Raw genomic sequence first — 24,740 nt, 5'->3', positions numbered from 1 at the left:
TTTCCTTGCGCAAGACCGTTGTCATTTACGCAATCCTTGATACCTTTATTTGATGGAGATTTTCAGAACGGCGAACAAAGAGACCGGATTTCTGAATGGTCAATTCCTTCTGGCAATGCCGGGAATGGATGACAGCCGGTTTGCGCGTTCGGTCATTTATGTCTGTGCGCACTCGGAAAAGGGTGCGATGGGGCTGATCATCAATCGCCCGCAGGAAATGGAATTCTCCGAAATCCTTGTTCAACTCGGTGTCCTTGATGAACATCAGGCGATCATGCTGCCCGACTGTACGCGCGATTTTATCGTGCGCAATGGCGGGCCGGTCGAGATGCGCCGTGGCTTTGTCCTGCATTCCGATGATTATCTGACCGATTCAACCATGCCCGTCTCGGAAGAGATTTGCCTGACCGGAACAGTGGACATTCTGCGCGCTATATCCGGCGGCCGTGGCCCGCGCTGTGCCCTGATGACATTGGGCTATTCAGGCTGGGCTTCAGGCCAGCTTGAAAACGAGATCGCCAATAATGGCTGGCTGACCTGCCGTGCGCCGCAGGATTTGCTTTTTGATACGGACCTTGAAAGCAAGTACGACCGGCTTCTGGCTTATATGGGCGTTGACCCTTCGCGCCTTGCCACCGTGGCCGGGCACGCTTAACCGCTTTTCCTAGGAAGCCTTCGACTGCTGGAACTGCTCGCGCAGCAGTTTTGTTGCGACATCAAGCGTCAATGGCGGGCTGAACATGAAGCTCTGGGCATATTCGCAGCCCATCTGGCGCAGTTGCAGCGCATCGCTCTCGTTCTCGATACCTTCCGTGACAACCGAAAGACCAAGGTCATGCGCCATGCTGATCATGGAGCGTAGCAGCGTCACCTTCTGTGGCTGTTCGGCCTTGAGGAATGACCGGTCGATCTTGATCATGTCGAAGGGGAAAGAGGTGAGGTAGGAGAGGGACGAATAACCCGTGCCGAAATCATCCAAGGAAACCCCGACGCCCATCGCTTTGATGCTCGAAAGCACATGGGCGGAACGTTCAGGATTTTCCATCATCAGGGATTCCGTCAGTTCCAGTTTGAGGCTCGCCGGATCTATCTGGGTTTTTGTCAGCACCGAACGCACATCGTCAATCAGGTCCTGCCGGATCAACTGGCTGCTTGATATGTTCACCGAGACAAACAATGGCGTCGCGCCAATCGTGCGCTGCCAATTGACGAGATCTTCCGCCGCGTGCTGCATGACAAACAGGCCAAGCTGCACGATGAGGCCGGAACTTTCGGCAATCGGGATAAATTCAGACGGTGGTATCGAACCCCGGCGCGGATGATCCCAGCGCATAAGGGCTTCAAACCCGGCAATCGTATTGTCCTCAAGCCGCACAATCGGCTGGTAGGCAATGTGAATTTCGCTGCGTTCCAGCGCCCGGCGCAAATCGGATTCCAGTTGCAGCTTGTCACTGCCAACAGCGCGGAATGCCGGGCGGAATGGTTCGATCCGGTCGCCGCCAAAGCGCTTTGCCTGGAACATGGCAAGCTCGGCATCTTTCACCAGGTCCTCAGGTGAGGCGGAACTGCCTGACGTCCAGGTGATCAGACCAAGCGAAGCGGTCAGCACAATCTCGCGTTTGGCAAAGGCAATCGGCGCGCGGATCGCCTGTTTGACCGCTTCGGCAAAGGCGGCAATGCGGGCGGGCTCGACTTCCGATACCAGAATGAGGCCGAACTGATCGGCGGAAAGGCGGCTCAGCGTGTCTTGCGGGCGCAACAGTCGATGCAGACGGCGCGATACGGTCAAAAGGAAGGTGTCACCCGCCGACATGCCAAGACCATCATTCACCTGCTTGAAGCGATCAATGTCGATGATGAAGACAGTCGGGCGAATCTTGCTTTCAGTCTGCGCCATGGTGATGACAGAACCGAGGCGATCAAGAAACAGCTCGCGGTTTGGCAAGCCGGTCAGATTGTCATGCACCGCATCGTGCAGCAGGCGTTCTTCCGCTTTTTTCTGTTCGGTCACATCGATAAGCGTGCCGACACAGCGGACAATTTCACCATCCGAACCGATAACAGGCCGGGCTTTCAGCGTGTACCAGTAATAATGACCATCATTGGCGCGCAGGCGGAATGTCTGCGAAATGCGGCCGCGGCGGTTTTCCAGAATGACGTCGAGCGTGGTGCGGAAGCGGTCGCGATCATCCGCATGCAAGGTCGGCAGCCAGTTGCGCACAGCCCCATGCAGCGAGCTTGCCGAAGCGCCGAGGAAATTGGTGAGATCAGGGGTGGTGACAACGCGGTCGCGCGGCACATCCCAATCCCAGACGATATCGCCCGAGCCGATAATAGCCAGCGCCTGTCTCTCCACGTCAGAGAACAGACCCTGCTGCAAAGCGCCGCCGGAAAAGGCGTGCTGCATGACCGTGAAACCAATGAGCAGGACGATCAGCACCAGACCACCGCCCAGCGCAGGCTGGACAATATCATTGGCGAGAATGCCCGATACGGTCAGCCAGCTTCCCGTCATCCAGACAAGCAGAAGTAGCCATGTCGGTATGAGCATGATTGCCCGGTCATAACTTCGGAACGAAAAGAAGCCGATCAGCACAATGCCGGCAATGATGGTCAGCGCAAACGAGAAACGCGCGATACCCGAAGCAATGGGCGGATCAAAAATCGCCACGCCGGAAAGGATACCAAGGCCCAAGATCCATGTCAGAGCGCCATAGCTGAAATTGTCATGCCACCGGTTGAGATTGAGATAGGTGAACAGAAAGATCACCAGTGTCGCTGCAAGCGCCACTTCGGTGCCCGCTCGCCACATCTGCTCATTGCCGGGCGTTATCTCGATAAGCTTGTTCCAGAAACCGAAATCCACGCAGATATAGGCAAGAACTGCCCATGCCATGGCGGCCGTTGCGGGGAAAAGTGAGGTTCCCTTGACGACAAAAAGGATGGTCAGGAACAGCGCGAGCAGACCGGCAATGCCGAGCAGGATACCGCGATAAAGCGTATAGGAATTGACCGTATCCTTGTAAGCGTTCGGCTCCCACACATAGACCTGCGGCAGGTTGGGGGAAGCAAGTTCAGCGACAAAGGTAATGACCGAACCGGGATTGAGCGTGACAAGAAAGATGTCGGCATCTTCACTGGCCTGCCGGTCGAGGGCAAAGCCCTCGCTGGGGGTAATCGAGGTGATGCGTGTCGAACCGAGGTCCGGCCAGATGAAACCCGAACCGACCAGACGGAAATGCGGCGCGACGATCAGACGGTCGATCTGCTCGTCAGTGGGATTGGCCAGCGAGAACGCCGCCCAATCGCCTGTTGAGCGACTGTCATTGGCCTGCACTTCGATGCGGCGGACAATACCATCCGTGCCCGGTGCAGTGGAAATCTGGAAGGTCTCGCCCTGATTCCGGTAAATCTCCACGGCTTTGGAGAGATCGAGAGCAGTGCTTTCCTTGGTGATCTTGATGGTTTCAAACGCGTTGGCGGCTGACAGCATGGACGTCATCAAAAAGATGAGGACAAAAATCCTCGATAAGCCTTTCAGCATGAGTCCGGTCAATGATGCCACGAATGTAACCTTTATTTTAGCGTCGCACATCGTCTTCTAAGAGCGAGAAGAGCAGATGGTCTTGCCACATACCATTTATTTTGAGGTAGGAGCGTAGCAGTCCTTCCCTCTGAAATCCGGCTTTTTCGAGAAGGCGGATCGATCTTTCATTGCTTGGAATACAGGCCGCTTCCAGCCGGTGCAACCGTACTTTAGTAAAAGCATGGGATATCAGCAGGCTTAGAGCCTCGCCCATATAGCCCTGTCCGGCATAGGGCGCGCCTGTCCAGTAGCCAATCATACCGTTCTGGCCGACCCCGCGCCGGATATTGCCAAGCGTGATGCCGCCCAGAAGACGTGAATCAGAATTGTGGAAAAGAAAAAACGGATGCGCCGTTCCTGCCGCTGCTTCCTCGTCATAATGGCGAATCCGGTGCCGGAATGAACTGCGCTCCAGATCATCATCCGCCCAGAGCGGCTCCCACGGCGTCAGAAAATCCCGGCTCTGGGCGCGCAGATGGGCCCAGGCCCGATAGTCGGAAACCTGCGGGGCTCGCAGATAAAGCCTTTCGCCCTGCAGTGAGAGCGAAGCGCTTTTCAGGAAGGGCAGGGCGATCATGGCGCTTGAGCCGTTAGACCGCTATTTTTCGCTGGCTCGGCGTTATCGGTGCCAACCCTTGACGAATATCCTGATATTTCATCAAAGGTGCGATGGGACCAACCGCAGCCAAGGTCGGCGACGAGTCGATGAAAAGCCGTCCGGCAAGATCGGTCAGGCGCTCGGTCGTGATCTTGGACAAACGCTCCACCAGCTGCTCGGTCGAAACGGCATGGCCGTAAAGCAGCAACTGGCGGGCAATCTGGCCAGCGCGGCTTGCAGCGCTCTCATGTGACATCAGCAGGCTGGCACGATATTGCGCCCGCGCGCGGTTGAGTTCGTCCTGTCCGATATTGCGGGCGGCTTCATGCAGTTCATTGATGATGACGGGTACGAGCTTCTTTAGGTGATTGCGGCCCGTAGCGGCATGGATGCCGAAAACGCCAGTGTCGGAAAAGCCCCAGTGGAACGCATAGACCGAATAGCAAAGCCCGCGCTTTTCGCGCACTTCCTGAAACAGCCGCGATGACATGCCGCCACCAAGGATCATGGCGAGAAGCTGTGAGGCATAGAAGTCGCGCACATGATAGGCACGGCCTTCAAAGCCGAGAACGACCTGAGCGTCCATCAACTCGCGCTGTTCGCGGAAATCGCCGCCAACATAATGCGCGACATCAGGCTCGGGCGCTGTTGTCTTTGCCCGGAAGGAGCCAAGACGGCTTTCGACTTCGCGGACGAAATCATCATGTTTGACGCCGCCTGCAGCGACAACGACCATGCGCTCGGCGCTGTACTGGTCATCCATATAGGTTCGCAGATTGGCAGAGGAAAAGGACTGGACGGTTTCCGGTGTGCCAAGAATGGTCCGGCCAATGGTCTGATTCTTGAACGCGGTTTCGGTGAACCGGTCGAAGACAACGTCATCGGGCGTGTCATGCGCCGCACCGATTTCCTGCATGATGACGTTTTTCTCGCGTTCCAGTTCTTCCTCGTCAAATTTGGAACTGTTGAGAATGTCGGCAAGAATATCGATCGCCAGCGGCATGTCATCGCGCAGAACGCGGGCGTAGAAGGATGTTGTTTCAACGCTTGTAGCGGCATTGATCTCGCCGCCCACATCTTCAATATCGGCGGCTATTTTCCAGGCAGAGCGATTTTCCGTCCCTTTGAAAGCCATATGTTCGAGAAGATGGGCAATACCGTGCTGATTGCTCGCCTCGTTACGTGATCCTGCCTTGACCCAGATGCCAAGGGCTACACTCTCCACATGCGGCATTGTCTCTGTCGCAATCGTCAGACCGTTGGAGAGGCGACTGATTTCAACGCCCATGCAATGCTCCTTACTTCGCCGCTCTTGAATGACGGCTTACATACTCTTCCACATTTTTAAGGTCGTTGGGAAGTACCGTATAGTGTTCTTTTCGCTGCATGAGGTCGCCAAGCCAAAGCGGAAGCGCCGGATGGATGCCGCTTGCAGCCTCAACAGCATCAGGAAATTTGGCCGGATGAGCGGTCGCAAGAACGACACTCGGTGTTCCAGATTGAACCTTTTCACGCGCGACTTTGATACCGATCGCCGAATGCGGATCAAGCAGATAGCCCGATTGATCGAGAACATCTTTGATTGCCACTGCCGTTTCAGCCTTCGTCGAGCGTCCCGCGTCGAACTCGGCGCGGATTTTGTTCAAAGGCGCGTCCGCAATGGTGAAACTTCCCGATTGCGTCAGCCCACTCATCAGGCGGCGCAGCGCATCGGCATCCCGGTCATGGGCTTCAAACAGCAGACGCTCAAAATTGGAGGAGACCTGAATATCCATGGACGGAGAGGTCGTGTGCATCACACCGCGTGTTTCGTATCTTCCCGTTTCCAGTGTCCGGGTCAAAATGTCATTATCGTTGGTGGCAATCACCAGCCGGTCGATGGGAAGACCCATGCGCTTAGCAACATAACCGGCAAAAATATCGCCGAAATTGCCCGTGGGAACCGTGAACGACACCGGACGATCAGGGCTGCCGAGGGAAACAGCTGCTGTGAAATAATAGACGATCTGCGGCATGATGCGCGCCCAGTTGATCGAATTCACACCGGACAGTGACAGCGCATCACGGAAATTCAGATCGTTGAACATGCCTTTGACCAGTGACTGGCAATCGTCAAAATTGCCTTCGATGGCCAGCGCATGCACATTTGACGCAGCGGAAGTCGTCATCTGGCGTTGCTGTACCGGCGAAACGCGATTGTGCGGAAACAGAATAAAAATATCGGTGCGGTCGCGGTTGGCGAAGGCTTCAATGGCAGCGCCGCCGGTATCACCAGATGTGGCGCCGACAATCGTCGCGCGCTGGTCGCGTTTGGTGAGAATATAATCCATCAACCGGGCGAGAAGCTGCATCGCCACATCCTTGAAGGCAAGGGTCGGGCCATGGAAGAGTTCAAGCACGAATTCATTGTGATCGGTCTGGACCAATGGGCAGACAGCGCTGTGGCGGAAAGTGGCATAGGCTTCATGCACCATGCGTTCGAAATCAGCCTGATCAATATCACCCGCAATAAATGGGGTCAGAACACGGATGGCGACGTCTTCATAGCTTTTGCCGCGCAGCGCGCGAATCTCATCTGCGGAAAACTGTGGAAACTCCTGARGCAGATAAAGACCACCATCACGCGCCAGACCAGCCAGAAGGGCGTCGGAAAAGCCCAAAACAGGCGCTTCTCCACGAGTACTTGCATATTTCATATCATTCGCCTTTTGTACCGCGCTTGCGAGCCAGCCAACTCCTGTGGCAGAAAGCTGGAAAGCACCGTCGTATTCTTACCTTACCGTTGGTATAGAACAGGTTCGTTCGTCAAGGAAAGTTCAGTTCATGAAGTCAGAAACACATAAATCTCTGCCCTTCTATCAACTTTGCGGCATGATTTTCGCTGTGGGTCTTGCAGGCTGCAGCACAACCGGTGAAAAAGATCCATCAAAGGACCCGGCAGTAGCGGAAGCGCAGGCCCGTATCACGGCAACCGAGCTGACCGCCTATTGCCCTGGGGTGACGATCCGTGAAGGTACAGCTATCTTCAATAATTACGGCAAGGCACCCAAAGCGCCAGAAAACCTGATCTATCAGGCTTCGATTGGCGATCAGAGCCGGTCCTGCAAGCGCGGTGAAGGTACGTTGACCATGAATGTCGCGGTCTCAGGCAAAGTGGTTCCAGGTCCGAAGTTCAGTGCCGGTACGCTGACCATGCCGATCCGTGTTGCCGTGATGCAGGGCTCGAACGTGCTCTATTCCAAACTGTACAAGCAGCCGATTTCGGCAACCGACACGTCAGCTGCGTCACAGTTCATTTTCAACGATCCCAATGTCAGCTTCCCGGCACCATCAGCCAAGGATGTTCAGATTTTCATCGGATTTGATGAAGGTCCGGATGATACGCAGGCAAAGACGAAAACCAAAAAGAAGAAATAAATAAAGAAGGCCGCACGTCGCGCTGGCCTTTAGCCGGACGTAGTATCGCTTTACCTTCACAGAACGAATTCGCGCGCAACAGTTGTTGCGTGCGGCTTTCCTTGCGGAAAACATCTGGTTGGGCTTTTGCTATAACAATCCGGTTTTGCGATGTTGCAAAAATCAGATGCAAGAGATCGCTTTATCGGAGAATTTGTATGAGCCGTTTCTGGAGCCCTATTGTTCATGCATTGACGCCCTATGTCGCCGGGGAGCAATCCACCCTGCGTGATCTGGTTAAGCTCAACACCAACGAAAACCCCTATGGGCCGTCGCCGCGTGCTCTGGCGGCCATTTCGAACGAAGTAACGGACTCGCTTCGCCTCTATCCGGACCCGACAGCTTTCCAGTTGCGCGCGGCGATTGCAGAAAGCCACGGCGTCAATCCTGATCAGGTTTTCATCGGAAATGGCTCTGACGAGGTGCTCGCACATACTTTTCAGGCGTTGTTGAAGCATGACGCTCCGCTGCTTTTTCCTGACGTTACCTATAGTTTCTATCCAACCTATTGCCGCCTTTACGGGATCGAGTTCCGCGAAGTGCCTCTCGACGATGCCATGACGGTGCATGTTTCCGATTACAGGCAGCCATGCGGCGCGATCATTCTCCCGAATCCCAATGCACCCACCAGCTGCGCCCTGCCGCTGAGCGATATCGAAACCTTGGTGGCAGATCACCCGGATCAGGTCGTGGTTATTGATGAAGCCTATGTGGATTTCGGCGCGCAAAGTGCTGTACCGCTGGTGAAGCTTTATCCAAATTTGCTCGTGACCCAGACTTTTTCGAAATCACGCGCTCTTGCCGGTCTTCGAATCGGCTTTGCCATCGGGCAAAGGCCCCTCATTGAGGCTCTGGAACGGGTCAAAGACAGTTTCAATTCCTATCCGCTTGATCGCCTCGCTCTGGCAGGGGCCATTGCGGCTTGGGAAGATCATGTCTGGTTTGAAGAACACTGTCGCCTGATTACAGCCAGCCGGGAGCGTTTGTCCGCTTCCCTGCGTGATCTGGGTTTTCAGGTGCTCCCATCCCTGGCCAATTTTGTCTTTGCCGCACACCCGGCTCAATCCGGGGCGCACCTTGCTGCCCAGCTCAAGAGCAGGGCAATTCTGGTCCGGCATTTCCCCAAAGCACGGATTCATGATTATCTTCGCATCACCATCGGCACAGACGCCGAGTGCGACCGGCTGGTGATGGCTCTTCGAGAGATAATAGGTTGAAGCTTATACAGCCTCGGACCAGACGGCCATTGCCTCGAGAACGGCGGGCAGGTCGCGGTGGCGGCTGATGACGGTTTCAGCACCGGCATCGGTTAGCTTGTCCGCATGACCCGGATAAGTATGGGCACCGCCGGTAAAGCCGATAACACGCATTCCAGCAGTTGCTGCCGCATGGACGCCGTGCGATGAATCCTCGATCACGATGCAGCGGGCGGGTTCGACATTGAAATGTTTTGCCGCAAACAGGAAAACGTCAGGGGCAGGCTTTGGCTTCTGGCTTCCCACTTCGCGTGCCGAGAAAATGTTCGGGGCGAAGAGGTCATAGAGCGTGCTCTGCTCCAGCATCATCTTCAATGCAGCGCTGGTCGAGTTCGACGCTATGCATTTGGGATATTTCAGGGCGGCAACGACCTGCTCAATACCATCGATGACATTGAGTTCATTGCGCAGTTTGTGATCCATCTGGCGCGTGGATTCTTCAATAAGCGAGGCGGAGATCGGCACGCCGGATTCTTTTTCCACCTGAATGAGAATGTCGGTCCAGGTTAGTCCGGCGAAGCGTTCGGCAATGGCCTCCGGTTCGATCGGATAACCCGACTCTGTCAACAGTTTCGATTCGACTTCAGCGGCGAGTATCTCTGAATCAACGAGCACGCCATCGCAGTCGAAAATAATCAGCTGGGGTTCCATTCCGTCATACCTGTTCGTGAAAAATAGCTGCATTGAGCAGCTTTGGGTCAAGCTTGGGGGATTACCGGCATCGACTACACTCTTATTGCCGGGGCGTCAAAGAAAAGCGCACCGGTCAGAGATATCGCCGGAGATATCGATTGGCTTTAACGCGATGTTTACCCTGCTCGGTAACCATAAGGACAGTTCAGTAACGCGTCTCCAGTAATCGAGTATCCCATGTCCGTTGTTCGTCTCGTCAATGACCTGCCCCAGGCTGCACCGCAATCGTCCTGGCTCGACACGATCCTCAAAGGCGACTGTGTTGCCGCCCTCAATCGTCTCCCTGATCATTCGATTGATGTTATTTTCGCCGACCCTCCCTATAATCTGCAGCTTGATGGCGATCTGCATCGCCCCGACCAGTCAAAGGTCGACGCTGTCGATGATCATTGGGACCAGTTCGATAGTTTTCAGGCCTATGATGCCTTTACCCGCGCATGGCTGCTTGCCTGCCGCCGCGTGCTGAAGCCGAATGGCACGATCTGGGTCATCGGCTCCTATCACAACATCTTCCGCGTTGGTGCGATCATGCAGGATCTCGGATTCTGGATGCTCAATGACATTATCTGGCGCAAGAACAACCCGATGCCGAATTTCCGTGGCCGCCGCTTCCAGAATGCGCATGAAACCATGATCTGGGCGTCGCGCGATCAGAAAGGCAAGGGCTACACCTTCAACTATGAAGCGATGAAGGCTGCCAATGACGATCTGCAGATGCGGTCCGACTGGCTGTTTCCCATCTGCACCGGTGCGGAGCGTCTGAAAGATGAGAATGGCGACAAAGTCCACCCGACACAGAAGCCGGAAGCCCTTTTGGCCCGTCTTCTCATGGCTTCATCCAAGCCCGGTGATGTCATTCTCGATCCGTTCTTCGGATCAGGAACAACCGGCGCGGTCGCCAAACGCCTTGGCCGCCATTTTGTCGGCGTTGAACGTGAGCAGAAATATATCGACGCGGCGATGAGCCGGATTGCCTCGGTCGAGGAACTCGGCGGAGCCGAACTCAAGGTCATGACCGGCAAGCGTGCAGAACCGCGCGTTGCCTTTGGCAGCATTGTTGAAGCGGGCTTGCTCAAGCCGGGTGTGGTTTTGAGCGATGCGCGCCAGCGTCACGCCGCTATCGTGCGGGCTGACGGCACTGTTTCCAGCAATGGCGATGCCGGTTCAATTCACCGCATGGGCGCCAAGGTGCAAGGTTTTGATGCCTGCAATGGCTGGACGTTCTGGCACTATGAAGAGGACGGCAAGCTGAAACCCATTGATGAACTGCGCAGGCAGGTTCGCGACGGAATGGCGTCCGCTGGCATCTAACCCTTAATCCGATCGGACGAGACCTCCAGTGCCGCTCTGATCTCGAAACGCCCAAGGTTGCTGCCTTGGGCGTTTCGTCGTTCTGGTTCAGACACGAATGCCGAGATGATGAAGGTCTGCGCGCAGCGTCTGCGGATTGATGAACTGCACCGACTGCCAGCCGGCAGCCTGTGCGCCAGCGACATTCTTTGCACTGTCGTCAATGAAGAGTGTTGCAGCAGGGTCAACACCAAACGTTGCAACATGGTGGTCGTAGATCGCCTTGTCAGGCTTGATCAGGCCGATATCGCCGGAAATGGTCACACCACGGCTTTCGGTCAGGAAGGGGAAGCGCTGCCAAGCTTCCCGCAGCGTATCGGACGCAAAATTCGTCAGCATGGTCACATCATGCCCGTCGGCGATCAGCTTGCGCATGATCACGACACTATCATCAATTGAACCGGTGATCATCTGGTGCCAGTTCTGCCGGAAAGCACGAATGTGATGTTCCCGATCAGGAAAATCGGCAATCAGCAGCGCTTCGGCATCGGCCCATTTGCGGCCACGATCCTGTTCAAGATTCCATTCATGGGTACAGATGTTTTCGAAAAACCATTTACGCTCGGTCTCATCAGGGATGACACTGCGAAAAGCAACATCGGGATCGTAGTGAATAAGAACCTGTCCGATGTCGAAAACGATGTGTTTGACGGGTGTCATGCCTCTTTCCTTCTCTTCTCGAATGCATCCGGTATCGCGGCAGCAATGGCCTTTTTCATGACCGTCGGCAATGCCTCGCCGTCCAGATTTTCAATGCGTATCCACCAGCCGTCATTGCTGGCCTGTTTTTGAATATTCTCCGCCCGATAGATCGTCAGCCGCAGTTCAAAATGCGTGAAAATATGGGTAATCGAACCGCTGGGCAGCCACTTTGCGTTGAACGGCGCAGCTTCGACGCCGGTTTCGCCGTCGATCCGTGATGTCCATTCTGTTGTCGGTACTTCAGCCATACCGCCGAGCAATCCCGTTTGTGCCCGTCCGCGTAGATAGACTTCACCCTCGGTCGAAATTGCCACGAATGCCGCGCCAAGACGAACCGGCTTGTCCTTTTTGGGTGCCTTTACCGGGAAAAATTCGGGGTCGGTGGTTTTAAGCGCCTCGCAATTGTCATTGAGCGGACAAATCACGCAGGCCGGGCGCTTGGGTGTGCAAATCGTCGCACCGAGATCCATCATCGCCTGGGCAAAATCACCCGGACGTTTGTCTGGGGTCAGCAATTGCATCAGGCGCCGGATCTCGGGTTTTGCCGCGGGCAGCGGCGTGGCCAAAGCATGAAGCCGTGTAATGACGCGCTCGACATTGCCATCAACAACCGCAATCGGCCTGTCAAAGGCGATGGATGCAATGGCCGCCGCAGTATAATCGCCAATCCCCGGCAATGATTTAAGCTTTATAAAATCATCAGGAAAACGCCCGTCGAAATCGGCCGCGATAATATCGGCGCACTTCTTCAGGTTGCGGGCGCGCGAATAATAACCAAGCCCGGCCCATGCCCGCATGACATCATCCTGAGTGGCCGCAGCGAGGTGCATAACGCTTGGCCATTTGTCTATAAAGGTCAGGAAATAGGGCTTTACTGCCTCAACCGTTGTCTGTTGAAGCATGATTTCCGACAGCCAGATTCGGTAAGGATCTGCCACAATTCCTGACTTGTGTTCATCAGGCGTTATGCGCCAGGGTAAAATTCGATGGTGGGAATTATACCATAGTAGCAGTTTAGTGGTTATAGGTTGCATCAATCCAAAACTGCTTTACAGGGAAGTGGTGTGACATTTCTTATGAAACGGTTGCGATCGCAAATTCAAGAATATTCGGATTCATAAATGTTTCCAGCTCAGTTGACCAACGCCCTGCTGCTTCCCACCAAAGGGCGTTTGATCGGTATCGACCGGAACAATCGTATATTCACGTTTCTGTTTGCGCTTTTCCCGGGTTTGCTGGTCAGCGGAACATCGGTGACGCTGGTGTGCGCGTTCCTCTGGGCGATCATTTCACTGAGCCTGAAGCGCTATCCGTATCAGATGACACGGCAGGATCGCGTCATTGCGTGGATTTTCACCACCTATGTCCTGGTCACGGCTCTCACCGTTGTTCTCAGCCCCAATCTGGCAAAGGGCGGCGAATATCTCCTGAAAATGATCCCGTTTCTGGCGGTATGGGCACTTATCCCTCGTCTCAGAGTGAGTTTGCAGGGGCGCCTCGTACCGTTCTTTGTTACAGGCGCAGGCATCGGGATGATTGGGGCTCTGATCTACAGCATTATTCAGGTGCTGTTTATTGAGAGCCGGGCAGCAGGCGGTGCAGGTAATGCCGCTGTGTTCGGACTTTTCACGGTTCTTTTCGGCAGTATTTCACTGCTCAATGTCCATTCAGAAAGTAGGACCGAACGCATAATTGCAATTGCCGGTTTCACCTGCGGTATAATTTGCGCGTTTCTCTCCGGAACCCGGTCCGCATGGCTGGTGATTCCCGTTCATTGCGCCATTCTGTTTTGGTATCTGCGCGGTCAGACATTGCCGACGATCAACAGAACGGTAAAAGTTTTGATTGTACTTTTGCTTGTCGTGGTGGCCCTGGCTGCGATACCCAAAATCCTTGATCGTTATCGCGCCTTGCAGATCGATATCGTCCAACTCGATGAAAAGCCTGATAATATGAGTTCGCTGGGCGCCCGGATTCAGCTGTGGAGCGGTGCCGAGAAGGCATTCTTTGCTTCACCTTTCATCGGGCAGGGTCCGCAAAATCGCATGCGGTCTGTCAATGAGGCTCTGGAATTGCCCGTTGAGAAATATATGACATTCACCCATGTCCATAATGGGTTTCTGAATGCTGCTGTTGACGGTGGCGTATTGGGTATTCTGGCGCTGCTCCTGCTGTTATCTGCGCCTATTGTTGCGGCAAGGTTGAAAGAACCCGGACCGGGCCGTGATCTGATGATGGCGCTTTCGCTGCTGCTCGTTACCAGTTATGTGATAACAGGCATGTTCGGCATCATGTTCGGTCATGATGCCACCGATGCGGTTTTCATCTATATGACGCTTCTCATTTCTTCGGTTTCCGGCACGATACCCTATCTGTCGATGCGGGAAATCGCAGACCGCGCCGAAGATGACAAGGCCGCTCTGGCTGCATAATAATAATGGGTGTTTGGGATAAAGTATTGAAATGAAAGCGATTGTTACCGGAGCGGCAGGCTTTATCGGCTTTCACGTGGCAAGACGGCTGGCCAGTGAAGGTTTCGAGGTCGTCGCCATCGACAATCTCAATGATTACTATCAGGTCGCTCTCAAGGAAACGCGCCTGTCAGCGCTCGAAGGTCTGGCTGGTGTCCGCTTTATCAGGGCCAATATCGCCAAACCTGAAGAATTGCGCGCCGCCATTGCCCGAGACATGGATGCGGATGTCATTGTGCATCTCGCGGCTCAGGCCGGTGTCCGTTACTCGGTTGAAAATCCTGCCGCCTATGTCGACGCCAATGTGCATGGTCAGGTGACGGTTTTCGAACAGGCGCGCGTCATGCCAAAACACCCACCTGTGGTCTATGCCAGTTCATCATCGGTCTATGGTGCCAATACCAAAGTGCCATTTTCCGAAAGCGATCCGGTCAACAACCCGGTTTCCGTCTATGCGGCAACAAAACGATCGGCGGAATTGCTGGCCTATTCCTATGCCCATGTGCACAAGGTCGCGTCCACTGGCTTGCGGTTCTTCACCGTCTACGGCCCCTATGGCCGCCCTGATATGGCCCCATGGCTCTTTACCGATGCCATTTCAAAGGGCGAGCCGATCAAGGTCTATAATCACGGCAAGATGGCGCGTGATTTCACCTTCATCGACGATATTGTCAGCGGTGTGCTGGGTGCGATCAATCGCATCCTGACCAATCCCGATGAGACCGCGCCTGTTTATAATCTTGGCAATAATAATCCAGTGGCTTTGTTGCGCTTTATTGAGATCATCGAACAGGCTGTGGGCCGGGAAGCCATCAAAAAGTTCGAACCAATGCCGCCAGCCGATGTCGAGCGCACGTTTGCCGACATCGATCTTGCCACGCGCGATCTGGGCTTTTGCCCGAAGACGACGCTGGAAGAGGGTATTCCTTTGTTTGTTGAGTGGTTTCGCGGCTATAATGGCCGCTGACACTTCCCTTCCTTGATGCAAGGCATTTGGTACGATGAGCAATGACCGCAAGCAAAGAGGATTCCGGCCTTTGGCGGATCCCGCATCGGGCATTCTCGACCCTGTCCTGCGCAAGCGCGCCGGCATCACGATTGAACTCGTTCAGGCGTGGGAAGAGGTGGTTGGTCCGGCTCTCGGCGATCAGTCGCGTCCATTGAAATTGCTATGGCCGCGCCGCGCCCATGAAGACGACCCATTCCAGCCCGCAACGCTGGTTATCGCCTGTCAGGGCTTTACAGCCATGCGCATTCAGCACGAAACCGGCGAAATCATCAGCCGCGTCAACGCATTTTTGGGCTTCGCCGCCGTCGGCCGCATCAAGATCGAGCAGAAGGCGATTACTCTGCCCGCACCGAAGCGGCGCGCTTTACCGCCTGTTGATGCTGCCACAAAGGGCAAGATCAGCCGCGTGGTGGAAGCCATCGAGGATGACAGCTTGCGTGAGGCACTGGAACGCCTCGGCCAGAGCATCCACGCGGAAAAGATCAAGCGTTAGGTTCGAGTGCGGCGGTTGCAGCATAAAGGTCGCGCAGATTGGCTCCCTTTCATGATCCATCTCCGTCATCCTCGGGCTTGACCCGAGGACCCACTGCTAAAAAGATCAGGTAAATCCGGATATTCAACATTTTAAATTATGGGTCCTCGGGTCAAGCCCGAGGATGACAGGCATGGGTGGGTTGCAGGGAGTCCAGTTCTGCAACGTAGGTGATTAGCGTTACATCCACACTCTCCCTTATGGTGAGCTTGTCGAACCACGAACCACACCCCACAGCTTCGTCAGCCCATCAACACTCAAACCACCAAATACCAACAACCCACCCCGTTATCCCATTGACTTGATTTTATTCCCGTCCAGATCACGAAAAATTCAAAGACAGAATGCAAGCTCTGCCTTAAAGAGACTGCCATGGGGCTCTATTGAGTCAATCAACGCATAATCAACACCGGAGACAGGTGATCCTTATGACCGAAATGCTGACACGCCGAAACATTCTGACCCTCGCGGCCGTATCGACGGCGGCGCTCGCTGCAACTGCGGGCAACCAGGCATGGTCAGAAGATGCGGCAAAGCCTGCTGCTGCTTCGACGCCTGTACCATCCGATGTGAAAATCCCTGAGGCTGCCGGCAAGATTGATCCGGCCAAGCTTCTGGAACAGGGCCCCTTGAAGGATATCGTGATGGGCAAGGCCGAAGCGCCTGTCACCATCATTGAATATGCATCGATGACCTGCCCGCACTGCGCGCACTTCACCGTTGCGACGTTGCCGACCATCAAGGAAAAGTACATCGATACGGGCAAGGCAAAACTCATCCTGCGCGAATTCCCGTTCGATCCGCGCGCTGCCGCTGCCTTCATGCTGGCACGCTGCGCCCCTGAGGATCGTTATTATCCGCTGGTTGATGTGCTGTTCAAACAGCAGGAACAATGGGCTGCATCGGCAAATGCGGTAGAACCTTTGCTGCAAATCTCCAAATTGGCCGGTTTTACACAGGAGTCGTTCAACGCTTGCTTGACGAACCAAAAACTTCTGGATGATGTGAATGCATCGCGTGACCGCGGAGCCAAGGATTTCGGCGTGAATGCCACACCGACATTCTTCATCAACGGCACGAAGTATGCAGGAGCCCTATCGGTTGACGAAATGTCAGCGATTATCGACGGTCTACTCTGATAGCTGCCTGTTGAAATCTGGCGGACGCCTTATCGCGTCCGTCCCTATGGCGTTTTGGGGAAGGGCCGTCTGATGCGCTTCACAAAACTCCGCCTTCTCGGTTTCAAATCCTTTGTCGAGCCCGCCGAATTCGTCATTGAAGGCGGGCTAACCGGCGTTGTCGGCCCCAATGGCTGCGGCAAGTCCAATCTGGTGGAAGCCCTGCGCTGGGTGATGGGCGAAAACTCCTACAAGAATATGCGCGCATCCGGCATGGATGACGTTATTTTCTCCGGCTCCGGCACGCGCCCATCGCGCAATACGGCTGAAGTGACGCTTTTCCTCGACAATCAGGACCGCAGCGCCCCGGCAAGCTTCAATGATGCCGATGAATTGCAGGTCTCGCGCCGTATCGAGCGTGAGGCTGGTTCGGTCTACCGCATCAATGGCAAGGACGCCCGCGCCAAGGACGTGCAACTGCTGTTTGCTGACCAGTCGACAGGCGCCCGTTCACCCTCCATGGTCGGGCAGGGCCGCATCGGTGAACTCATTCAGGCCAAGCCGCAGGCACGCCGTGCACTTCTGGAAGAGGCCGCTGGCATTTCGGGTCTGCATACCCGCCGCCATGAGGCTGAACTGCGCCTGCGGGCAGCCGAGCAAAATCTGGAACGGCTGGAAGATGTCGTTGGCGAATTGGAAACTCAGATCGAGAGCCTGAAACGGCAATCGCGCCAGGCCAACCGTTTCAAAAGCCTGTCGGCGGATATTCGCCGTTCGGAAGCTATTCTTCTGCATCTGAAGTGGGCTGTTGCCAAAAATCAGGAAGCCGAGGCGCAATCGGCTCTATCAGCGGCCACATCGGGTGTCGGTGATTTTGCGCAGGTTCAGATGAATGCGGCCAAGGAACAGGCCATTGGCGCGCACAAACTGCCCGATCTGCGCGAGGCGGAAGCCAAGGCCGCAGCGGCATTGCAGCGCCTGACCATTGCCCGCTCACAGATCGATGAAGAAGCCCAGCGTATCCGTGCCCGCCAGTCGGAACTGGAAAAGCGCCTTGCCCAGCTCACATCCGATATCTCTCGCGAAGAGCAGATGGTGCGCGATAATGCCGATATTATCGCTCGCCTCGATGCGGAAGAACGCGCGCTGAATGAAGACAATGCCAATGCGGGTGAGCACGAGCTGGAAACCCGCGCTGATTTTGAACGGGCCGACGCCAAGCTGAAGGAAAGTGAAGCAGCACTTGCCAAGGTGACAGCCGAGCGTGCCGAGGCGACCGCCGAACGGGCGCAGGTTGAACGGAATCTGCGCGAAAGTGCTGAGCGCCGCGAGCGTCTTGTCCGGCAGATGGACGATGTGGAGCGCGATCTTGCCGGGATTACGGCGCAGATCGCCGCCCTTGCCGACCCCATCGAGAAGCAGGCGCTGGTCGAAACGGCGGAAGCTACACTTGAGCACGCTGAAGAAGGTGCGCTGGCCGCTGAAGCTGCCGTTGAAACGGCGCGCCGCAATGAAGCGCAGTTGCGCCAGCCCTTGCAGGATGCCCGCAGCAATTTGAACCGCATCGAGACCGAAGCCCGGACTTTGGCAAAAATGATCAATATCGGCGGTTCCGATCTGTTTCCCGCTGTCGTTGAGGCGGTCAAAGTAGAAAAGGGTTTTGAAATCGCCCTCGGTGCGGCGCTGGGTGAAGATCTGGACGCGCCTGTTGATCGCAGCGCCCCGGTTTTCTGGGGCGACGTGGATGGGGCTGGCGATGATCCCGCCTTGCCATCAGGTCTCAAATCGCTTGCCAGCGTCGTCAAGGCACCGCTCCAGCTGGCTCGCCGCCTTGCCCAGATCGGTATCGTCGATGAGGCTGATGGCGCACGGCTGCAAACATCCTTGAAAACAGGACAGCGGCTCGTCAGCCGTTCAGGTGCGCTCTGGCGCTGGGATGGCTATACGGCCAGCGCCGATGCGCCGACACCTGCCGCTCAGCGTCTGGCCCAGAAAAACCGCCTTGCCGAACTTGATATCGAAGTGGTCGAGGCAACAAAGCATTTGCGTGAAGCCGAAGCGGCGATTGCCGCAGCGGAAGCTGCCGTGCGCCAGTCGGTCGAAAATGAACGCACCGCCCGTGATCATTGGCGCGCCATGCAGCGTGGTGTCAGCGACGCGCGCGAGGCACTGGCCGCTGCCGAACGCGCCGCCGGGCAGCTTTCCAGCCGCCGCGCCGCATTGGATGAAGGCAAATCACGTCTTGCCGAGACCTTGGCCGAAACGCAGGAGCAATACCTTGAAGCCGAGGATCGTTTGGCCCGCGCGCCGGACCTTGAAGAAGTCAATATCCGGCTTGCGCATCTCACCGCTGAGGTCATGACGGATCGCGCAACTCTTGCTGAAGCGCGTGCGGCGCATGAAGGTCTGCGCCGCGAAGCTGAGAACCGCATGCGGCGGCTTGAATCCATCGGCTTTGAGCGTAAAAGCTGGAATGATCGTGCGCAAAATGCCGATCGTCAGATCGAATCCCTGACCGAGCGCCGCCAGGAAGCCGAGGAAGAATTTGCCGATTTGGTGGATGCGCCTGACGAAATTGCCGAACGCAACCGGGCGCTGCTGTCGCAATTGTCGCAAGCCGAAGCTTTGCGCAAGGAAGCCGGAGACCGGCTTGCTATTGCCGAGGCACGCCAGCAGGAACTTGACCGCGCCGCCACCGATGCCATCCAGTCGCTTGCCACGGCGCGCGAGGGCAGGGCCCGCTCCGAGGAGCGCCTTGCCGCTGCGCAGGAACGCCGCCAGGACGCCGAAACCCGTATTGCCGAGGCGCTGAACTGCGCCCCGCACGAAGCAATGAAGCTGACCGGCCTTGGCCCCAATGATCCGCTGCCCGATGTCGATGCGACGGATCGCAATCTGGAGCGGCTCAAGATCGAGCGCGAGCGCCTTGGTGCCGTCAACCTGCGCGCCGAGGAAGAACAGGAAGAACTGTCAGCGCGGCTTGAGGCGATTGTCAGCGAACGCGAAGACATTATCGAGGCGGTCAAAAAACTGCGTCAGGCGATCCAGAGCCTCAATCGTGAAGGCCGCGAGCGGCTGCTTGCGGCGTTCGAAGTGGTGAATGCCCAGTTCCAGCGGCTCTTCACCCACCTTTTCGGTGGTGGTACGGCAGAGCTGCAACTGATCGAATCGGAAGATCCGCTGGAAGCCGGCCTCGAAATTCTCGCCCGCCCGCCCGGCAAGAAGCCGCAGACCATGACGCTGCTCTCTGGCGGCGAGCAGGCGCTGACCGCCATGGCGCTGATCTTTGCGGTGTTCCTGACCAATCCCGCACCCATCTGCGTGCTCGATGAGGTGGACGCACCGCTCGATGACCATAATGTCGAGCGCTTCTGTAATCTGATGGACGAGATGGCCGCCTCAACCGAGACGCGTTTCGTCGTCATCACCCACAACCCCATCACCATGGCCCGCATGAACCGCCTCTTTGGTGTCACCATGGCCGAGCAGGGTGTCAGCCAGCTGGTATCGGTCGATCTCCAGACCGCCGAGCAACTGCGCGAGGCAAGCTAGATTTCACCATATCAGTGCGTGGTTCAAGAGGTTCTTGCATGAGCATAGCGCGTGGTTCGACATAACAACCATGAAGGAGAGGGGTGGATGCAACGCTAACCGCCAAGGTTGCAGAGCTTGACTCCCCACACCCCATCCATCTCCGTCATCCTCGGGCTTGACCCGAGGACCCACGGCTAACGGGTTAAAACGAACCTGGATGCCCCGCGCTTTTAGATTGTGGGTCCTCGGGTCAAGCCCGAGGATGACGGAGAGGAGGGATGCAGGGAGCCAAGCTCGGCACCCTTGGCGATTATCATTGCAATCCATCCATCGCCCTCATGGTTGTTATGTCGAACCACGAACTATAACCCACCAATTCAGCATTAGACTTATGGACTGCTTCAAGCTTGAAATGACGAAGGATTTCAAAGATTAACGCGGATTTACCCTGCTAATCGATTTGAATGCTGCGATGCAGCATTTTTCGATGGTGCTTGCCTTTTCTATCGAATAGACCTTCATCAGTGCTTTGCGGCACATGGACGGCGGCAGGGAGGCTGCAATGGTGAAGTGGGTCTACACATTCGGTGACGGCAAGGCGGAAGGCTCCGCCGGTGATCGCAATCTTCTGGGTGGCAAAGGTGCCAATCTCGCGGAAATGTGCGCGCTTGGGCTGCCGGTCCCTCCGGGGTTTACCATCACTTCGGAAGTGTGCAGCTGGTTTTATGATAATGGCCGCCGCTATCCCGATACGCTTGAAGCCGATGTCAAAAAAGCACTTGGTCACATCGCCAAGGTGACGGGTCGCGATTTCGGCGATAAGTCAAAACCTTTGCTTGTTTCGGTGCGCTCCGGTTCCCGCGCGTCCATGCCCGGCATGATGGATACGGTGCTCAATCTCGGCCTCAATGACGAGACGGTGGAAGCCATCGCCCGCGAATCCGGTGATCCGCGTTTTGCCTATGACAGTTACCGCCGCTTTATCCAGATGTATTCCGATGTGGTGATGGGGCTTGACCATTCTGTCTTTGAGGAAATTCTTGAGGATACCAAGGCCAATCTTGGCCATGAGATCGATACGGCGCTTACAGCCGATGACTGGAAGGGCGTTATCGACCTTTACAAGGCCAAGATCGAGGAAGAGCTGGAAGAACCATTCCCGCAGGATCCGGAAAAGCAGCTTTGGGGCGCCATTGGTGCCGTATTCTCCAGCTGGATGAATGCCCGCGCGATCACCTATCGCCGCCTGCACAATATCCCGGAAAGCTGGGGCACGGCGGTCAGTGTTCAAGCCATGGTGTTCGGCAATATGGGCGAGCGCTCGGCAACCGGCGTTGCCTTCACGCGCAATCCGTCCACTGGCGAAAAGAAGCTCTATGGCGAGTTTCTGGTCAATGCGCAGGGTGAGGATGTGGTTGCGGGCATCAGAACGCCGCAAAACATCACCGAAGATGCGCGCATTGCAGCTGGTTCCGACAAGCCTTCACTGGAAAAGCTGATGCCGGCTGCTTTCGCCGAATTCTGCGCCGTGTCGGACCGGCTGGAAAAGCACTACACCGACATGCAGGATCTCGAATTTACCATCGAGAACGGCAAGCTGTGGATGTTGCAGACGCGCTCCGGCAAGCGCACCGCCAAGGCAGCGCTTAAAATCGCGGTTGAAATGGCCAATGAAGGCCTGATCAGTCAGGCTGAGGCGGTGCTGCGTATTGATCCGGCGTCGCTGGATCAGCTTTTGCACCCGACAATCGACCCGTCAGCCAAGCGCAATGTCATCGGCAGCGGCCTTCCTGCATCGCCGGGTGCCGCCACGGGTGAGATCGTGTTCTCGTCCGAGGATGCCGAACAGCTGAAGTCCGAGGGACGCAAGGCCATTCTCGTGCGCATTGAAACCAGCCCGGAAGACATTCACGGGATGCACGCCGCCGAGGCCATCCTGACCACGCGCGGCGGCATGACCAGCCATGCGGCCGTGGTGGCGCGCGGCATGGGCAAGCCCTGCGTTTCGGGCGCGGGTTCGCTGCGCGTCGACTATCGCAATGAAACGCTGCTCGCCGCCGGTGTGCTCCTGAAAAAGGGCGATATCATCACCATCGATGGCGGTATCGGGCAGGTGCTCAAGGGCGCCGTGCCCATGCTGCAGCCTGAGTTTTCAGGCGATTTTGCCAAGATCATGGAATGGGCCGACCGCACACGCCGCATGAAAGTGCGCGCCAATGCCGACACGCCAACCGATGCCCGCATGGCGCGGTCGTTTGGTGCCGAGGGCATCGGCCTTTGCCGCACCGAACACATGTTCTTTGACGGCGACCGCATTCTTGCCATGCGCGAGATGATCCTGGCCGACAACGAAAAGGGCCGCCGTGCGGCGCTCGACAAGCTGCTGCCGATGCAGCGTGCTGATTTCAAGGAACTCTTTGAAATCATGAACGGCCTTCCGGTCACAATTCGACTGCTCGACCCGCCGCTGCACGAATTCCTTCCCAAGACGGATGAGGAAATTGCTGACGTTGCGGCTGTCATGAAAATAAGCCCGCAAAAACTGCGGGAGCGGACTGACAGCCTGCATGAGTTCAACCCGATGCTCGGGCATCGCGGTTGCCGCCTTGCCATTTCCTATCCGGAAATTGCCGAGATGCAGGCAAGGGCGATCTTTGAAGCGGCCATACAGGCCGCCGAAGCCACCGGCGCGCCTATCGAGCCTGAAATCATGGTGCCGCTGGTTGGCCTTCGCGCTGAACTTGATTTCGTCAAGGCTCGCATCGATGCGGTTGCTGCCGATGTGATGAAGGAAGCGGATATCAAGATCAACTACCTCGTCGGTACGATGATCGAGCTGCCGCGTGCCGCTGTCCGTGCCCATTCGATTGCCGAAGTGGCTGAGTTCTTCTCCTTCGGCACCAATGATCTGACGCAGACAACCTTCGGTATTTCGCGCGACGATGCCTCATCCTATCTGATGACCTATCAGATGAAGGGCATTATCGAGCAGGACCCGTTTGTCTCCATCGATGTGGATGGTGTGGGCGAACTGGTGCGCATTGGCGTGGAAAAGGGCAGGGCAACGCGCCCGGATATCAAACTTGGCATTTGCGGCGAACATGGCGGCGATCCGGCTTCGATTCACTTCTGTGAAGAGACGGGTCTCGACTATGTGTCCTGCTCGCCGTTCCGTGTGCCGATTGCCCGTCTGGCGGCGGCGCAGGCTTCGGCGAAGAAAAAGTAGTGTTATTGGCCCTGTTCACAGGGCCAATGCCGCATTTTGGACGCGATCTGCGCGTGTAGCTGCGCGAAATCCTCATTATTGGTCAATATCGTGCGCTCAGCTTCTGCAATCATCGCTGCTCTTCTTCTGATCGCCCCTGCGGGTATCGCAACGGCCAAGGATCAGGCGTCTTTCGTCGAGCCAAAACTCTACATTGCCAAGGGCGGTGCGGTCTCTCCACAGGTGGCTTTGACGCTCGACGCCTGTTCGGGCCAGACGGACCTGCGCATCTTGAACACGCTGGTTGAAAACCATATTCCGGCGACGATCTTCGTCACCGCCCGCTGGATGCGGCGCAATGCCGAAGCGCTTGCCGTCATGAAGACGCACCCCGATCTGTTCGAACTTGAGAACCATGGGCTGAACCATGTCCCCGCTATCGACAACCAGCCGACCATGTTCGGGCTGAAAACGGCTGGCACCGAGGCGGGTATCCGCAGTGAGATTCAGGGCGGTGTCGATGCTATGTTGACAGCGTCGGTCGCCAAGCCGGTCTGGTATCGCGACGCGACGGCTCGTTACAGCGAAAACGGCATGCGCATCATCCACGACATGGGCTACCGCGTTGCCGGTTACTCGCTCAATGCCGATATGGGCGCTTCGCTGATGGCGGGGCAGGTGGAAAAGCGCATTTCCGCCGCCAAAGATGGTGACGTCATCATCGCCCACATCAACCAGCCCAGCCGTGTGGCCGGAGAAGGTGTTGCCAAGGGCGTGCTCGCCTTACAGAAAAAAGGCTTCCGCTTCGTGCGCCTTCAGGATGTGACGGTGTCTGCCCAGCCTGTTCATTCAGGGGTTTGAGCAATTACAGCTGATTTGGGTGTAAACTGCTGGTGACGATGTTTGTTGCTGCGGGGTATGGTGCAGGTTCGTGGTGCGTGGTTCGACAAGCTCACCATGAGGGAGAGGGGTGATGAAGGGAGCAAGTTCTGCAACCCTTCGTGATCCGCGATCTCTGCGATTAGCCTTGCATCCACCCCTCTCCCTCATGGTGAGCTTGTCGAACCACGAACCATGAATCGTGCACAGGCGGCAATCACCCCCCTCTGTCCTGTCGAACATCTCCCCCACAAGGGGGAGATCACATTGGCATAACTGCCTTTGCACAACCGGAAACGTTTCAGATTGTGCAAAGACAGTAATACAGCTGATCTCCCCCCTTGTGGGGGA

The 24,740-nt window shown here is 56.2% G+C and carries 18 protein-coding genes; 11 read left to right on the top strand and 7 right to left on the bottom strand.

Annotated features, from left to right (window positions below; genetic code table 11):
- Positions 1–52: 52 nt before the first annotated feature.
- A complete protein-coding gene (locus AB4Y96_RS00090; protein WP_091880886.1) occupies positions 53–655 on the top strand; it encodes a YqgE/AlgH family protein in 603 nt (200 codons plus the stop codon).
- Positions 656–664: 9 nt separating this feature from the next.
- Here the strand turns inward: AB4Y96_RS00090 and AB4Y96_RS00085 are convergent, their stop codons facing one another.
- The 4 genes from AB4Y96_RS00085 to thrC all read right to left on the bottom strand — a co-directional run bounded on the left by AB4Y96_RS00085 (position 665) and on the right by thrC (position 6,880).
- Positions 665–3,502, bottom strand: a complete 2,838-nt coding sequence (locus AB4Y96_RS00085) for an EAL domain-containing protein (RefSeq protein ID WP_441915251.1) — start codon at positions 3,500–3,502, stop codon at positions 665–667.
- Between the two features lie 79 nt (positions 3,503–3,581).
- Positions 3,582–4,163 (bottom strand): GNAT family N-acetyltransferase, encoded by a 582-nt coding sequence (locus tag AB4Y96_RS00080; RefSeq protein ID WP_091880884.1) that lies wholly within the window; start codon positions 4,161–4,163, stop codon positions 3,582–3,584.
- Between the two features lie 13 nt (positions 4,164–4,176).
- The gene (locus tag AB4Y96_RS00075; protein WP_091880883.1) at positions 4,177–5,472 is read right to left on the bottom strand and encodes a M16 family metallopeptidase; all 1,296 of its coding nucleotides are present in this window, start codon (positions 5,470–5,472) and stop codon (positions 4,177–4,179) included.
- Positions 5,473–5,482: 10 nt separating this feature from the next.
- Positions 5,483–6,880 (bottom strand): threonine synthase, encoded by a 1,398-nt coding sequence (thrC, locus tag AB4Y96_RS00070; RefSeq protein WP_441914861.1) that lies wholly within the window; start codon positions 6,878–6,880, stop codon positions 5,483–5,485.
- A gap of 127 nt (positions 6,881–7,007) precedes the next feature.
- Here thrC and AB4Y96_RS00065 point away from each other — a divergent pair, with 127 nt between their 5' ends.
- A complete protein-coding gene (locus tag AB4Y96_RS00065) occupies positions 7,008–7,601 on the top strand; it encodes a hypothetical protein (protein WP_441914859.1) in 594 nt (197 codons plus the stop codon).
- 197 nt (positions 7,602–7,798) lie between these two features.
- Entirely contained in the window at positions 7,799–8,857 is a 1,059-nt protein-coding gene (hisC, locus tag AB4Y96_RS00060) for a histidinol-phosphate transaminase (RefSeq protein WP_441914857.1), read from the top strand.
- A 3-nt stretch (positions 8,858–8,860) separates the two neighbouring features.
- Here hisC and AB4Y96_RS00055 read toward each other — a convergent pair whose 3' ends face one another.
- A complete protein-coding gene (locus AB4Y96_RS00055; RefSeq protein WP_441914855.1) occupies positions 8,861–9,547 on the bottom strand; it encodes an HAD family hydrolase in 687 nt (228 codons plus the stop codon).
- Positions 9,548–9,766: 219 nt separating this feature from the next.
- Between AB4Y96_RS00055 and AB4Y96_RS00050 the strand changes: the two genes are divergently transcribed.
- Positions 9,767–10,900, top strand: coding sequence for a site-specific DNA-methyltransferase (locus AB4Y96_RS00050; protein ID WP_441914853.1), 1,134 nt, complete (start codon positions 9,767–9,769; stop codon positions 10,898–10,900).
- 87 nt (positions 10,901–10,987) lie between these two features.
- On the opposite strand, the gene AB4Y96_RS00045 is transcribed toward AB4Y96_RS00050, so the two are convergent.
- Together AB4Y96_RS00045 and mutY are read right to left on the bottom strand one after the other, a co-directional pair.
- Positions 10,988–11,599, bottom strand: a complete 612-nt coding sequence (locus tag AB4Y96_RS00045) for an HAD family hydrolase (RefSeq protein WP_091880877.1) — start codon at positions 11,597–11,599, stop codon at positions 10,988–10,990.
- Positions 11,596–12,675 carry an A/G-specific adenine glycosylase gene (gene mutY, locus AB4Y96_RS00040; RefSeq protein WP_441914852.1) on the bottom strand — a complete coding sequence of 360 codons (1,080 nt, stop codon included), beginning with the start codon at positions 12,673–12,675 and terminating at the stop codon, positions 11,596–11,598. The genes AB4Y96_RS00045 and mutY overlap by 4 nt, the downstream gene beginning before the upstream one ends.
- Before the next feature lie 87 nt (positions 12,676–12,762).
- On the opposite strand from mutY, the gene AB4Y96_RS00035 reads away from it, so the two are divergent.
- The 7 genes from AB4Y96_RS00035 to AB4Y96_RS00005 all read left to right on the top strand — a co-directional run bounded on the left by AB4Y96_RS00035 (position 12,763) and on the right by AB4Y96_RS00005 (position 24,371).
- Complete coding sequence (locus AB4Y96_RS00035; protein WP_441914850.1) at positions 12,763–14,073, top strand: O-antigen ligase family protein; 1,311 nt, start codon at positions 12,763–12,765, stop codon at positions 14,071–14,073.
- A 31-nt stretch (positions 14,074–14,104) separates the two neighbouring features.
- Entirely contained in the window at positions 14,105–15,079 is a 975-nt protein-coding gene (locus AB4Y96_RS00030; RefSeq protein ID WP_441914849.1) for an SDR family NAD(P)-dependent oxidoreductase, read from the top strand.
- A gap of 34 nt (positions 15,080–15,113) precedes the next feature.
- Positions 15,114–15,614 (top strand): DUF721 domain-containing protein, encoded by a 501-nt coding sequence (locus AB4Y96_RS00025; RefSeq protein WP_091880871.1) that lies wholly within the window; start codon positions 15,114–15,116, stop codon positions 15,612–15,614.
- Between the two features lie 467 nt (positions 15,615–16,081).
- On the top strand, positions 16,082–16,792 hold the full coding sequence (locus tag AB4Y96_RS00020) for a DsbA family protein (RefSeq protein WP_441914846.1): 711 nt from the start codon (positions 16,082–16,084) through the stop codon (positions 16,790–16,792).
- 72 nt (positions 16,793–16,864) lie between these two features.
- Positions 16,865–20,323 carry a chromosome segregation protein SMC gene (gene smc / locus AB4Y96_RS00015; RefSeq protein WP_441914844.1) on the top strand — a complete coding sequence of 1,153 codons (3,459 nt, stop codon included), beginning with the start codon at positions 16,865–16,867 and terminating at the stop codon, positions 20,321–20,323.
- A 544-nt stretch (positions 20,324–20,867) separates the two neighbouring features.
- Positions 20,868–23,531 (top strand): pyruvate, phosphate dikinase, encoded by a 2,664-nt coding sequence (ppdK, locus tag AB4Y96_RS00010; protein WP_441914843.1) that lies wholly within the window; start codon positions 20,868–20,870, stop codon positions 23,529–23,531.
- A gap of 87 nt (positions 23,532–23,618) precedes the next feature.
- Positions 23,619–24,371 carry a polysaccharide deacetylase family protein gene (locus tag AB4Y96_RS00005; protein ID WP_441915250.1) on the top strand — a complete coding sequence of 251 codons (753 nt, stop codon included), beginning with the start codon at positions 23,619–23,621 and terminating at the stop codon, positions 24,369–24,371.
- Positions 24,372–24,740: the final 369 nt, after the last annotated feature.

It is taken from the genome of Phyllobacterium sp. TAF24 (assembly GCF_052113785.1).
In the GTDB taxonomy this organism is placed as follows: domain Bacteria; phylum Pseudomonadota; class Alphaproteobacteria; order Rhizobiales; family Rhizobiaceae; genus Phyllobacterium.
The sequence above is the reverse complement of the archived record's forward strand: the minus strand, read 5'-3'. Positions and strand labels throughout refer to the sequence as shown.

What these genes read in the sequence shown, in the direction of transcription:
- AB4Y96_RS00090 (WP_091880886.1), top strand. Translation starts at nt 53, where the DNA reads ATGGAGATTTTCAGAACGGCGAACAAAGAGACCGGATTTCTGAATGGT.
- AB4Y96_RS00085 (WP_441915251.1), bottom strand. Translation starts at nt 3,502, where the DNA reads ATGACGTCCATGCTGTCAGCCGCCAACGCGTTTGAAACCATCAAGATC.
- AB4Y96_RS00080 (WP_091880884.1), bottom strand. Translation starts at nt 4,163, where the DNA reads ATGATCGCCCTGCCCTTCCTGAAAAGCGCTTCGCTCTCACTGCAGGGC.
- AB4Y96_RS00075 (WP_091880883.1), bottom strand. Translation starts at nt 5,472, where the DNA reads ATGGGCGTTGAAATCAGTCGCCTCTCCAACGGTCTGACGATTGCGACA.
- AB4Y96_RS00065 (WP_441914859.1), top strand. Translation starts at nt 7,008, where the DNA reads ATGAAGTCAGAAACACATAAATCTCTGCCCTTCTATCAACTTTGCGGC.
- hisC (WP_441914857.1), top strand. Translation starts at nt 7,799, where the DNA reads ATGAGCCGTTTCTGGAGCCCTATTGTTCATGCATTGACGCCCTATGTC.
- AB4Y96_RS00055 (WP_441914855.1), bottom strand. Translation starts at nt 9,547, where the DNA reads ATGGAACCCCAGCTGATTATTTTCGACTGCGATGGCGTGCTCGTTGAT.
- AB4Y96_RS00050 (WP_441914853.1), top strand. Translation starts at nt 9,767, where the DNA reads ATGTCCGTTGTTCGTCTCGTCAATGACCTGCCCCAGGCTGCACCGCAA.
- AB4Y96_RS00045 (WP_091880877.1), bottom strand. Translation starts at nt 11,599, where the DNA reads ATGACACCCGTCAAACACATCGTTTTCGACATCGGACAGGTTCTTATT.
- mutY (WP_441914852.1), bottom strand. Translation starts at nt 12,675, where the DNA reads ATGCAACCTATAACCACTAAACTGCTACTATGGTATAATTCCCACCAT.
- AB4Y96_RS00035 (WP_441914850.1), top strand. Translation starts at nt 12,763, where the DNA reads ATGTTTCCAGCTCAGTTGACCAACGCCCTGCTGCTTCCCACCAAAGGG.
- AB4Y96_RS00030 (WP_441914849.1), top strand. Translation starts at nt 14,105, where the DNA reads ATGAAAGCGATTGTTACCGGAGCGGCAGGCTTTATCGGCTTTCACGTG.
- AB4Y96_RS00025 (WP_091880871.1), top strand. Translation starts at nt 15,114, where the DNA reads ATGAGCAATGACCGCAAGCAAAGAGGATTCCGGCCTTTGGCGGATCCC.
- AB4Y96_RS00020 (WP_441914846.1), top strand. Translation starts at nt 16,082, where the DNA reads ATGACCGAAATGCTGACACGCCGAAACATTCTGACCCTCGCGGCCGTA.
- smc (WP_441914844.1), top strand. Translation starts at nt 16,865, where the DNA reads ATGCGCTTCACAAAACTCCGCCTTCTCGGTTTCAAATCCTTTGTCGAG.
- ppdK (WP_441914843.1), top strand. Translation starts at nt 20,868, where the DNA reads ATGGTGAAGTGGGTCTACACATTCGGTGACGGCAAGGCGGAAGGCTCC.